Annotated in this window: 10 protein-coding genes; all 10 read left to right on the forward strand. The window is 54.2% G+C overall.

Annotated elements, in window-relative coordinates; translation table 11 throughout:
- Nucleotides 1–3: 3 nt before the first annotated feature.
- The 10 genes from GSVR_RS02045 (at nt 4) to GSVR_RS02090 (ending at nt 13415) form a co-directional block, all read left to right on the forward strand.
- Nucleotides 4–1035, forward strand: a complete 1032-nt coding sequence (locus GSVR_RS02045; protein ID WP_173201068.1) for a hypothetical protein — start codon at nt 4–6, stop codon at nt 1033–1035.
- A 535-nt stretch (nt 1036–1570) separates the two neighbouring features.
- Nucleotides 1571–2236, forward strand: coding sequence for a hypothetical protein (locus GSVR_RS02050; protein WP_173201069.1), 666 nt, complete (start codon nt 1571–1573; stop codon nt 2234–2236).
- 103 nt (nt 2237–2339) lie between these two features.
- On the forward strand, nt 2340–4370 hold the full coding sequence (locus GSVR_RS02055; RefSeq protein WP_173201071.1) for a carboxypeptidase regulatory-like domain-containing protein: 2031 nt from the start codon (nt 2340–2342) through the stop codon (nt 4368–4370).
- Nucleotides 4371–4572: 202 nt separating this feature from the next.
- Entirely contained in the window at nt 4573–7056 is a 2484-nt protein-coding gene (locus GSVR_RS02060) for a cytochrome c3 family protein (protein ID WP_173201073.1), read from the forward strand.
- 351 nt (nt 7057–7407) lie between these two features.
- Complete coding sequence (locus GSVR_RS02065) at nt 7408–8580, forward strand: hypothetical protein (RefSeq protein WP_173201075.1); 1173 nt, start codon at nt 7408–7410, stop codon at nt 8578–8580.
- Entirely contained in the window at nt 8581–9417 is an 837-nt protein-coding gene (gene ccsA, locus GSVR_RS02070; protein ID WP_173201077.1) for a cytochrome c biogenesis protein CcsA, read from the forward strand.
- 70 nt (nt 9418–9487) lie between these two features.
- Nucleotides 9488–10840, forward strand: a complete 1353-nt coding sequence (locus tag GSVR_RS02075; protein ID WP_173201079.1) for a cytochrome c biogenesis protein ResB — start codon at nt 9488–9490, stop codon at nt 10838–10840.
- Between the two features lie 84 nt (nt 10841–10924).
- A complete protein-coding gene (locus tag GSVR_RS02080; protein ID WP_173201081.1) occupies nt 10925–12010 on the forward strand; it encodes a WG repeat-containing protein in 1086 nt (361 codons plus the stop codon).
- A 50-nt stretch (nt 12011–12060) separates the two neighbouring features.
- The gene (gene ccsA / locus GSVR_RS02085; protein WP_173201082.1) at nt 12061–12891 is read left to right on the forward strand and encodes a cytochrome c biogenesis protein CcsA; all 831 of its coding nucleotides are present in this window, start codon (nt 12061–12063) and stop codon (nt 12889–12891) included.
- 68 nt (nt 12892–12959) lie between these two features.
- Nucleotides 12960–13415, forward strand: coding sequence for a hypothetical protein (locus GSVR_RS02090; RefSeq protein ID WP_173201083.1), 456 nt, complete (start codon nt 12960–12962; stop codon nt 13413–13415).
- Nucleotides 13416–13443: the final 28 nt, after the last annotated feature.

A 13443-nucleotide genomic window follows, 5' to 3' on the forward strand; every position in this document is an offset into this window, starting at 1 on the left:
ACCATGCATATCTTTAAACTCATCTCGATAGCTGTAGCAAGCTTGGCACTTTTTGCCTGCGGGAAGGAAGTTTCTTCCAACGGCAGTGCGAGTCATCCATCTAATGCTGATTGGGTTACCAAGCAGCATCCGTCAAAGTTTGTTGACAATGGCGTCTCCACACCCTGCGCCTCCTGCCATGGGACAGATTTGTCGGGCGGGATCTCCAAGGTCAGCTGTATGTCAGCCACACCGGTTATCGGTTTCTCCTGTCACGCTACCAGTCCAGTAGATAGTCCCACTGGATGTATATCGTGCCATGGGGGGCTGCCTGAAGGTCCCGATGGTTTGGTTTTCCCCAACAGACAGCGCGCCCATGGTGTGCATACCGCTTTGCCAGGTGTAACCTGCGTCGCATGCCACAACGGCCTCGGAACCGGTACTCCTCATCATGCCGACGGCACGCAGGTTGTCAGCTTCTCGGCAGACTTCAATGCCCAGTCAGGGGTCGGTTCCTATACTCCCATCAACCCCAGCATTCTTACTAATGGCGGTACCTGTTCGAATGTCAGCTGCCACGGTGGCAAGTCAACGCCCGAATGGTCCGAAAAGCTTGCATTCGTCAACAACAACAACGTTCTCTGTCTCAAGTGCCATGAGTCGGGCACTGCCCTGGGGTCGCCGCAATTCAACAGCTTCTATTCCGGAAATCCCAACCAGGTTCCGACAGGGTTGCCTGAAAATACCGTTGCGACCTTGCATGAGTTCCATCTGAATCCTGCTGATGTGAAATTTAGGGCTCAGAGTGTTACTGGCACCGATACGGCCAAGGCACAGGGATATGCAGTCAACGGAACAATTTATTGCACCGATTGCCACAGTCTCAGCAGCTTGAAAGATGCATCAACCCATTACGGCGGACTCGCAAATCGGCCTGTGTCCCTGCGGAACCCCAGTGCTACCATCAGTAATGAGAACATGTCCTATGATGCCGTGACAACTAAATGCAGTAATGTCCTCTGTCATATCAGCGGATTTTCACCGACCTGGAAGTAGTCCGTTCTTTTTCTTCGATGGCTGCGAGGCCCCTCCCGACACTAGGGAGGGGCCTCGTGTCGTTATATGGCCGGTTTGCGTATTTTCCTTTTGTGACCACTGCCACTCCTTCTGTAGTCTCGATTCCATGTGAGAAAGTCTGGTCCGTCGTCTTACCGCAATCACGTGATAGCCTGTCTTCGGTACCTCTCGGCGCCTCTATGCTTCCAGGTTGTATACGATCCCATATCATCTTAATGATGGCGGGCCAGTTCCGGCGCTGTGGTGCGGTTAGCGATTCAATTTGGCCCAAGACGTGCAGTACAGTGTACATGTATCGCAGGGATGAGTGGGATATGGGTGGGTGTAACAAAGTTTTTTGATCCATAAATCAGCCCCTTTCCTGTCTGGCAAAAGGCCCGGAGTGTGAGAAGGTTCCGTGCTTTGGCGATATGATGAGATGTGCGGCCGGCTATTTCGCTGTCTATATCGTTAGGCACTGTCGACAGACATATCGTAATAATGTCGCTAACTGAGAAAGAAGAAGGAAATCGTAATGCACAAAAGTAAACACATGAATTACCTGAAAGTCGCGTTTTTTGTAGCCATGGTTGTTTTGTTGCTCGCCGGGTGTGGCGGTGGTTCGGGCGGTCCCGCTCCGACCTCAGGAACAATAACAGGTAAAATCACTCTCAATGCCAATGGACTCAATGGCGTGACAATCGCAGTTACAGGTTCGGAGACCGCAACTCTTGTCACCGATGGCAGTGGAGCCTATTCAAGTAGCAGTATGCTGAACGGCACGTATACGGTAACACCCTCGCACCCGGACTACACGTTTTCGCCGGCAAGCCAGACAGTTACCGTGGCCGGTGGTTCAGCATCAGCGGTCTTCACCGCAACCGCCCCGAATACCATATCCGGCAAAATAAGTCTGGGCGACGGCAGTGGTGTTCCCGGAGTTACAATGCTCCTCAGAGCTATGTCGGAGACTACCGGGCAACCTATTGATGGCGCACCCACAGTCAGCACGACGACATCGACCAGCGGCACGTACAGTATCACCGCAGTCAAGGATGGCTTCTACCAGCTGATACCCTCGCGCGCCGGCTATAACTTCACGGGAGATTCAAACATTCGCATTAACGGCGCGGACGTAGTGAAAGACGCGACCGCTGCCCTGGCTTCTGGGGGAGCGGGCGGCATAAATATACATTGGTAATACGAGGAAGGTGTGTAGGCCCGGAAGAACGAGCGGCCGGTCACACTGCGACAATTAGGAAACGATCCACATTTTTTAAATAAAACAGAAGGAGGAGTTCCGTATGAGAATCAACTGGAAAAGGCTTGTGTCAGGAGCCTTGCTCATCGCCTCTCTGTCACTCATTCTTTTTGGATGCAGTGACATGGGGAGCGCTCCTGAGGCGAAAGCGCCCACAAAGGCCATTGGCGGAGTAGTGTCCAATCCGGACACCGGTCTGCCGCTTCCCGGCGTAACGGTAACCGCGTACGCTGTCGTAGGTGGTGTGACAGCGACAACACCGTTGAGCACCCCGGCCAGTACGACAACCAATGTCAATGGGAAGTACACCTTATATATCCCTGAGAATTTTGCGGGAACGGTTGCTGTGGAAGCATCGCTCTCAGGCGCCTCAAAAGTGGCCGCCAAGTCAGGGAAGCAGGTTTCGCTCTCGAGTGTCCGGAGGATAAGAGCTTTCCTTCCCAACATCAAGAAAGAGCAGCTTATACTCCCGCCGGTCATGATAAGCCTCGCAACGGAAATGGTTGCTCTCTATGTTGAGCAAAATAAAAGCGGCCATTTCACCCCTGTGAACATTCAGACAGCGATCAGCGTGTTGGAGATGTTTTTTGGCGCCAACTTTACTGAGATCCCTCCTCCGTCGAGCACCGGCTCAATTGTGAGCAGAGCACAGCAAGACTTGACCGTAATGATCCGGGCCATCAGCCAAGTCGTCAGCTCGGCAGGCGATGTGGCTACTCTGATCGTCGTCGATTCATCTAATATGATCGGCTTGGGTGGCAAGGCCAGCGAGATTAATGCAGCAATTAATGCCGCCAGGACCGAGTTGGTGGCAAGCGGCGTACTACCGACTGCCTATGCAACGACGGCTCTCACTACCACGGTCACACAGTCTGCAACCACTCAAGTATCCGAGACTCTGGCTGATTCCGTCCCGTCGGCGCCAACCGGTCTCAGTGGCTCAGCAGACTCGACCACGGCAACTCTTACCTGGAACCTTGTTGCCGGAGCCAGCAGCTACCTGATCTACAGGGACGGTGTCTACATCAACTCAATTGTACCCTCTGAGTCTCCGACCACCACCATCGGCTACACAGACACCAGCCTGGCATCCTCAACGGAATACACCTATGAGGTTAAGGCCCATAATTCGGCGGGCAATTCTGCCTCAGCCCCGGTTAAGCTTACGACGTTGCCGGCAGCCAAAACTTATACCGTAAGCGGCGTTGTAACCTTTGCCGATGGATCAAAAATCCCGGGAGTGAAAGTTACTCTTACGGGTGATGCAACCGGCACGACAACCACCGATGCAGCCGGCGCCTACTCTTTCACGGTCAAAAACGGCACCTATACCATAACGCCGCTCCTGACGTCTCTCAACCCGGCGAGTATCCAGGTTGCGGTTGCAAACGGCAATAAGAGTGGGCAGGACTTTATTTCGACACTGACAGGCGGCGGGGTCACCACGGTAATTACCAACCCAGACGGTTCAGTCACCACCACGACCACGTATCCGAACGGCACAGTATCAGTTTCCACGACTTACCCGAACGGCACAGTATCAGTTTCCACGACTTACCCGAACGGTACGATATCGGTTTCTACGACTTACCCGAACGGTACGATCTCTGTTTCAACGACCTATCCCGATGGATCCGTCACTACCTCAACGACCTATCCCAATGGATCCGTCACCACCTCAACCACCTATCCCAACGGAACAGTGATCAGCACGATTACCTATTCGGACGGGTCCGTCATTACCACAACCACCTATCCGAATGGTTCAGTCACCACCACAACCACCTATCCGAATGGGTCCATTTCCGGCTCCTTGGTTGATGGGTATCTGGTGTCGGGCACGGTTGTCGACAACAGTAATGCTGCGTTGCTCGGAGTAACCGTGACCATTACCGATGGATCGTACACCGCAACAGCGGTTACCGGCCCCTTCGGCACATATACCTTCCGCGGCGTGCCGGCCGGCAGTTACAGCATCACGCCTGTGCTCGCGCCCTACACCTTTGTGATGGCAACGGGGATTACGGTCAGTACAAGCAACGTAACGGGGCAAAATTTTACTGCGGGGCCATGACCTAACCCGTCTTGGTATCACTGTTAATTGTAATGGATGTAACAAACTGGGAGTTGCTCGAAACATCATGAAAAGAAAGGGGGGGGATTGAGAAGGCGTAATACCAGAAGCAATTTGCAATGAAGTTTTGATGTGAACAGAAGCCAGATTCAAGTATTAACGAACCACAGGTTCGGAAGCCCAATCTAGTAAAGGAGAAAGCATGATGAGAAAAAGCACAAGTATGCTGCACTGTCTGCTGGTTGCCCTGTTTTTATTGGCAATGGCAGGCTGCGGCGCAAACAACGTGGCTGGCACCGCAGACAGCAGCCCGAAGACGGGCGCCTTGAAGGCCTCGCTCGATCTGCCGACATCTAAGGTTGCCCAGTTGGCAGTCGGCGGTATCGCTACGGTCGAGTTCACGGTAACCGGTTCCGGGAGCAACGGCCCCCTGCCGGTCGTGAAGAAGTCCTTCGCTGCCTCGGCCACATCAGGCCAGGTTGACGGCATTTATCCCGGCACGGTTGCGGTTGCCGTGTATGCCAAGGACGCCAGCGGCAACACCCTGCTCGAAGGCTTTGCCCTCAACGCCACCGTAGCCTCCGGCGCCACCACCGATGTGGGTGCAATCAAGATGTCTCCGGTCGTTACGAAAGCTCAGGACACCCCCTGTATCGGCTGCCACGAAACCACCCTGGACAAAACCGGGCAGAGTGTCGTTGCGCTCTACAAGCAGTCAGGCCACTACACGAACAGTAACCAGGTTCCCCTGACCAGCGGCGGGACGAAGCAGCCCGGCTGCGCCGGCTGCCACGATTCTTCGCATAACAACCCGACACCCGACGCCAGCGGTCGGTGCGGTGACTGCCACAGCTCCGTCAACGCGAACCATGAAGGTAATACTGTCTACGTTCAGGATGTGAATGGCGGCGTCAGGAATAACTGCGGCACTTGCCACCAGCCGCACAACCCCCTCGGCCCGATCGTGGGCGGCAGCTGCGTGAAGTGCCATGCCGTCGGTCAGAATAAGTTCAACGGCGGCGTCGCCGGTCTTGTCAACGACAACAACGGCGTGCGCGCCATTGTCCCTGAATTCGGCAAGAATTCTCACCACGTCAGTGGTCGTACTGTAACCGACGCTGACTGCGCGGTCTGTCACTTGGAAGGCAAGGTCGTCAATGGCGCCATTGCGGTGGATACGAACTTCCACATGAAAGACAGCAAGATCTATCTGCGCGATGGCGGCGGTGTTACCAGCTTCGCCAGCGAGATCGGCGGAGACAAGCGCAGCACCTACACCGGCAACCTCAAAGGCTTTGTCTGGGATCCGGCCAACCCGGACCACAACCTGATGGACCAGTTCTGCTTCTCGTGCCACAACAGCAACGGTGCACTGTCCGCCGTCGGCATCGCTTCCGGCAACAGCGCAACCAATCCGTTCAACAGTGGCCTGACCAATGCTTATGACCAGTTGAAGCGTCCGGCTGTCGTGGCTGTCTACGATCAGTTCAGCCCCAGCAATCCCTCGCATCACGCCGTCCGCGGCAAGAAGTATCAAACCAGCAAGAAACGTATCGAAATGACATCCGCTGAAAATGCGGCTTTCACCACCTACTCCGGCAACACCGCCGTAGACGGCGTTACCGCCGCCAACGGCCAGTGGAAGTACCCCGGCACCAAGCGCAAGACCATCTATGAAGCCGGTCGTTTCGCAGCCGGCTACAGCCCGCTCGGTACCACCACCTCGGTGCGTGACGACTCGACACTCCACTGCGGCGATTGCCACACTGTCGGACAGTGGAAAGCCGGCACCGTTCCGGTCGTCAAGGCCGACGGCACCGTCGACACCACCGCCAGCGCATCCGTTGCCATCGGCGCCCACGGCTCGGCCAACGAGTACATGCTGCGCAACCGCCTCGGCACCGACGCGCTGCACAACATCACCAGCAACACTGCCGGCACCTATGTCTGCTTCATCTGCCATAACCTGAGCACCTACTACGGTAGCACGCACTTCCAGGGCAACAACTCCTGCAACAGCGGCAACGCCAACTCGGCCGGCATGACCGGCTACGGCGGCGGCTTTGTTGCCAGCACCGGGCCCCGCGTGCCCAACATGGTCGGTTCTTCCGGCTACGGCAACGTGTTCGGCTACACCTGTGCCCACTGCCACAACGGTGGCACCGGACAGCAAGGCGGTTCCTTCGGCGCCATCCACGGCGTAGCCGCCACCACCACGTACGGCACCTACAGCACCAACAACAACACCGCTGCCAGTGCTGCTGGCGAATTCAACATTGTGGCCAAGAAGTCCTATCGCTTCATGGGCGGTCTCTCCAATAAGTACCAGGGCGGCGGCAGCGACAGCAGGTGGGAGGCAACTCTGACCGCCAACCGCTTCGAAGGGTGCTACAACCATGACACGGCCGAAACGACCACTCCCAAGACTCTCTGGGGCTACAAGGCCGGCACCGGCACCGCCGGCGTTACCAAAACCGGCCCGCAGACCAGCACCAACGGTGTTGTTGACGAGGCAGCCGAAAATCCTGCTACCTCCGGCTCAGCACCGTATGTTTCCGGCAGCGGTATGACCGGCTCTTGGGGCGCATGCAGCCACCACAAAGGCACCTCGACCTCCGGCGCGCCGACTGCGCCCGCACGGCAGTCAACCAGTTCCGGCGTGTTGCAGCGGCCGCTCAACTACTAACCTCCAGCCCGCCGGAAGGGATCAGTCCCTTCCGGCGGCATTTGCTATGTTGTGACGATTAACGCCGGCGCCTCGTGCGCCGGTTTTTTTTGGTGAGAGAGGCATACCGAAGGCTGAACTGCCACAAAGAACACAAAATACGCAAAAAGCTGAAGTTGCCTCATGCACGAAATATCCTCCGAAATATTTGCGGTCATCGAGTGTCGTCTTGAATGTTTTGCTTCGCCTTTAGTCTTCGGCCTTCAATCCTGTTTTTCGGTTCCAATTCCAAGGCCATTTTGCTATTATTTCACATTTGAATACAGACAACTACTCAGACACCAAGCCGTGGTTAATGGAGGGGTGGCCCGCATGCCGCATAATAGCAACGAATCGTCGCTGAAGAGACTTTTGACAGTATCCCCTTGGTTCCCGCTGGTCTTTTTCGTCCTTCCTGCCTTGGTTGTGCTGTTCAACTATTTTCCACGGCTGCGGGTAATCCCGTTCGGGCCGAATCTTCTCCTGCTCAATAACGTTGCCTTTCTGGCGCTGATGTTACTCAGGCTGGTCCGTGCCCTGGCGCTGCTGAAGACGCCCATGCCCCACGCCGGTGCCCCACGCCCGGAAGGGGAAGGAGACATGCGTCCCGGCCCCGCCGGCGCCGTAAGGAAAGAGCTGTCCGCCGCCGGATATTGTTTTGACGAGTCCGGTTCCTTCGGTGAAAAACGGAACGCCGCCACCATGGCAACTGCGATCCTCTACGCCGGGCTGACGCTCGCCTTTCTGGTAGGGTTTGTGGATTATTCCCGGCAGTATTCCAACGTAGTGCTCCTGGGAGTGGGCAACCCGATGAAGCTGAGTGAGGACGAGGAAGGTGTCATGATCGGCCAGGGATTTTTCTCCAGCACCCGCGGATTGCCGCAGCTACAGGTGATGAGGCAGATTCTGCCGAGCAGGGAGTGGCCCAAGGGAGCGACCGAAATCGTTCTGTGTGACAACAGTAACAAAGAGGTGGCCCGGAAGATCGTGGCCTGGGAGGGGCAACCGCTCGTCTACGGCGGATTCGAATTCCATATGGGGCGTTTTCTTCATGACATCAATCTGGTCATCACAACCGTCGATCGCGACAAGCTCGAGTTTGATAATTTCATAAAACTCCTGCCGATGCCCTCGCCGGAACCGCCGTATACCCACTGGCAACGTTTTACCGGTTATCGCGGTACGTGGCTCGTACGCTACGATCCGGTCGGCAAGGCCATTCGCTTGACCATGAAGAACAAAGAAGGCGCCACCCTGGCAGACGGCGTCACTATCTTTCAAAAGGACCAACAAAAGACCATAGGACCTTTTGTGGTCAAGATCGGTACCATGGGCGACTGGTCGGAACTGCATGTCGTGCGCCATCGGCATATGACGCTGGTGTTTGCCGGTGTGACCCTGGCCTTCATAGGGCTGGTGCTCAGGCTCCTCTTCCGGCCGCAGCTCGTCTGGCTGCAGGAGACGGTGGAGGGGACGAGGGTGTGGACAGCGGGGAAAGGATTATAAATGGCTTACTGGGAAACGATTTTCTTCTGGGTTACGCTGGTACTGTTCTCTTTGGCAACCGGTGGCTACATCTATTCCATCGTTTTCAAGAATCCGGCGTTCATGCCCAAGATGACCTGGCTGGTTGCACTGGGTCTCGTGGCACTGACGGTTGCTATCGGCGCCCGCTTCCAGGCCACTGGGCATCTGCCTTGGTCCGGAGATTACGAGAGCAGTCTCATGGGAGGATGGTTTATAATTGGCGGAGCTTTGTTGGTGGGGTGGCGAAACCCGAAGCTACAGGGATTTTCCATGGCGACAACGCCTCTGGTGATCTTTCTCATGGCCTATGGCTACATGCAGAGCCCGGAACTTACCCCCATGGCGGCCAGTCTGAAGACTATCTGGCTCTATATTCATGTTTACTTCGCCTGGCTCGCCTTTGGCGCCTATGCCCTGGCCATGGCGGCCGGTGTACTCTTTCTGCTGAAGAAACGCGATGCCGCACGGCCAATACAAAACCCGGCCTATGACCGTTTTCCTTCCCTGGCCAGTCTGGACGAACTGATTTTTCGCTATGTAGTGTTCGGCTTCATCACTGATACGATCATGATCGCTGCCGGCGCGGTTTGGGCCAAGGATCTCTGGGGCAGCTACTGGAGCTGGGATCCGGTCGAAACCTGGTCGCTGGTTTCCTGGCTGATCTACGGCATCGCCATCCATCTGCGCGTCACGTTCGGCTGGCGGGAGAACCGGCTGGCCTGGTTAGTCATCTCGGCACTATCGACCGTAATCATTACCTTCTTCGGTATCAATCTGGTGGTAAGCTCCAGTTTACACGCGTTCAAGGTGCGGTGAGAAAGGCATAAACAGACTGGAGACTAAGGGTGAAAATTTAACTCTTCAGTTTTCAGCTGATTCTAAAGACATGCTCAAAAAAGTGACGAAATTCCTCAGTTCTCTCAAGTTTACCATCTGGCTAATCAGTCTGCTGAGTTTCATGTTCCTGCTAGGTCTCTGGATACCGCAGAAACGGCTGGTCAGAGAGATGTATGTTCAATGGCACACCAATGCGCCCAACTTAGTAACGTTCCTCGATACCCTCCAGTTGACGGACATTTACGCATCTCCGATCATGCTGACCCTCTGGACGCTCTTTTTCATCAACCTGGCGCTGGTCATGTGGCAGCGTCTGCCATTGATCAAAAGCCGTATTGCCATTTCCGACAGTAAAATCGCCGACCCAGAGATGGCGCCCGGCTATCCTTTTCGGGCCTGCTATTCTTTGCCGGAGCAACTGCTCGATACTGCCATCACGGAGCGCCTCCGTAAGCGAAGGTATACAATTCTGGGTGACTCCTCAGGATTCTACGGGGTCAAGAACCGCTTGTCGCCAATAGCGTTCGGCTTGTTTCACTTGAGTTTTTTTCTGATACTTCTGGGGGGGCTTACCAGCATCTACACCGAGTTCATCGGCTATTTGGAACTGGCTGAGGGAGAGGAGTTTCACGGTGATATCGATCGCTACGTTCAGCGCCCGGTTCCCAAGATGCCGAAGCTCGGCACCCCACCGCAAGTGGCTTTTGCAATCAAAAGCATTGTGCCGACAGCGTCCGGGTTTACCGAGACGGGACTCAAGGTGCAGATAGCGGATGCAAAAGGTGAAACGCACAAACTCGATATAAACAAGCCCTACAATGTTGACAGCAGCAGTTTTGTGCTCAAGTACCTGGGAGTGGCGCCGCTGTTTGTCCTCAAGGACGCATCAGGCAAGGAACTCCAAGGCGCCTATCTGAAACTGGATGTGCTCAAGGGGAAAAAGGGCACCTTTTACATGGGAGGGTATGAGTTCCAGACCCTTTTTTACCCCGACTACGTGGTGAGCAACGGTGAACATACGACCAAGTCATCGGAGTTCAAAAATCCCACCTTTAGAATTGCTGCAGGGAAAGATGGAAAGCTGATTGCCGAGGGGGTGGTTTCGGTAGGAGGGGAACTGCAGTTTGACGGTCAGCGCCTTGAGCTGCGGGAACTTCCCTTCTGGGTTCGTTTTTTCGTCACCAAGGATCAAGGGATTCCGATCATTTATACCGGGCTTTTTATTGCTTCACTGGCGATAGTCTGGCGTTTTCTGTTCTTTAAGCGGGAGCTGGTTGGCGCCGTGAGAGTGCGGGACGGCCAACGGTTACTTCTGGTCGCGTGCCGGTCGGAATTTTACAAAAGTTTGGCGGAAGAAGAATTCGAGAAACTGTTTGGAGAACTGCTCAAGGCCGAAGGCTGAAGAAACGGGCTGAAGCCGGAAGACTGGCGATAAGGCTGGAACATCAGCCTCCAGGCGTCAAGGTAATACAAAGGAGCTAACTGCATGAAATATTCAATGATAATTGTACTGATGTTGTTGGCAATCTGTGCCGGCTGCCAGAGAAGTAACACCAGCGTGGTCAATTCGAAGGACACCTCCCGTTTGCTAGTCAAACAGAATGGAAAATTCGGTTATTGCGATCGCAACGGAAACATGGTGATTCAGGCCCAATTTGAAAGCGCCTCGATCTTTTCCGAAGGGCTGGCAGCAGTGAGCCAGAACGGCAAGACCGGCTTTATCGATACCAGCGGCAAGATGGTCATCGAACCTCGATTCGACGGAGCTTCATTCTTTCGAGAAGGAAAAGCGGCGGTGCAGTTTGGCGATCGTTGGGGGTATATAGATAAAACCGGAAAAAACGTCAGCGAGTATAATTTCATTGCTACATCGGCTTTTTTTGAAAAACTGGCGTCCGTGGTTGTAATATCCGATCCCAAGGTAGGTGAAGCCAAGGCAGGATTCATCAACGAACAGAACAAATTAACCATCACACCGCAATTTGACGACGCCACCTATTTTTCGGAAGGGCTGGCCGCTGTGAAGCTAGGCGGCAAATACGGCTATGTGGATGCAACTGGAAAGACAGCAATTCCTGTAGCTTTTGACGAGGCCGGTCCGTTTCGGGACAAGCGGGCAAGGGTGAAAATCAATGGGAAATATGGGATCGTCGGTTTCATCGATCGCGATGGGAAAATTGCCATCACACCTCAGTATGGTGAAGCCACAGACTTCCATGAGGGGATTGCCGCAGTGCGCAATCGAGGTGCCCGGGAAGACAAATGGCTGCTGATCGATACGACAGGTGCCAAGGCCGTAGACCAGGAGTTCGACGCACCGACCATATTCAGCGAGGGGTTGGCACCATTTGTCGAGAATAAAAAAGTCGGCTACTTGGATAAGACCGGAAAAGTCGTGATCAAGCCTCAGTTCGAGGCAGGCTCGATCTTCTTCGAGGGGGTGGCTCCAGTCAGGCAGGATGGCAAGCTCGGATTCATCGATAAAAGCGGTGCCATGGTCATCAAACCGGTTTTCGAGTGGGATCAGCGCACCATCGACATGTACCTGACCTATTATGCAATGATAAAATAGACAAAATTTAATCGAAAATAGATGCGAGATGAGGAGTGAATGAGGTAGCAATGGCACAAGGCGAGACCGTATGTTTTTGGATTACTTTGACATGTTACGCGATAGCAAGTGGTGGGTACATCCAGTCGTTTGTCTTAAATAGCCAACGTTTGCTGCCGAAGTTGACCGTTCTGGTGGCAGTCGGTCTGGTTATCCACAGCTGCGCCATCGGGTTCCGCTATTTGAACACCGGGCATCTCCCGTGGGCAGGAGACTATGAGAACGCGCTCATGGGTGGATGGTTCATTATTGTCGGCACCCTGTTCGCCACTTTGCGCAATCGATCCCTGCAAGGATTGGGGGCTAGCACCATGCCACTGGTTATCATTATGATGTTGTACGGATTCGTGCGCCATCCGGTGATGACGCCGATGGCGGAAAATCTTAAGAGCTACTGGCTGTACGTGCATGTCTACTTCGCGTGGCTGGCCTTCGGGTCATATGCTCTGGCAATGGCGACCGGCGTTATTTATCTGCTCAAAAAGAAAGATGGCGGCTGTAATCAGTTCTATGGGCGCTTCCCTTCACTCGAGCGTCTGGATGAGCTAATTTTCCGGTACATGGTATTCGGATTTGTCACAGATTCGATTATGATCACGTCCGGAGCGTTCTGGGCCAAGGATATCTGGGGCAGCTATTGGAGCTGGGATCCAGTGGAAACGTGGTCACTTATTGCCTGGTTGACCTACGGCAGTTGCATCCACATGCGAGTTATCTTTGGCTGGCGGAATGCGCGCCAGGCATGGATGGCGGTCGCCGCACTAAGTACCGTCATTATCGCCTTCTTTGGCGTCAGTCTTATGGCTGGGAGTCAACACGTATTCAATCAGCCGATGAGATGAGTAAATAGAAAGAGAAAGAGCGAGAGTCCTCGTTTTTTCCCGTCTGTATTTAGAAAGGTTCGAATGCAATGGATTCATTCAATCAGTATCTGACCCATCTACTGTTGCAGTCGCCAGGGTTGGGCGTAGCCGTAATGATGAACAACTATTTTCACGACGTGGCCACGGCACTAATGATCGGAAGCGCATGTGCCCTTCATGCGATTATCAGGATACAGACATCAATGAATACCCCGATAGGAACTCTGTTTTTTCTCAAAACATACAAACAGATGGTGAAGCTTTTCCGGTTCTCATTTTGGTGGATCATCATCGGTGGCGTGCCACGCACCATTTTCTATGCCAGTTTCGAATGGAATCACTTTGCCGACAAGCAGCAGGTTCCGGCACTGATGGTGAAGCACATCCTCATGGCTGCTGCTGTCATCTATGGCATCATTGCCTGGAGACGGCTGAAGGTGAAGGTGGCGGTGTTGCAGGAATCGCTACCGATGGAAATGCAGAAAAATTTTGTTGAGGGCTAAGCATTGAGGGTTGAGAAAACCTATCATC

This window comes from Geobacter sp. SVR, assembly GCF_016865365.1.
Lineage (GTDB): Bacteria > Desulfobacterota > Desulfuromonadia > Geobacterales > Pseudopelobacteraceae > Pelotalea.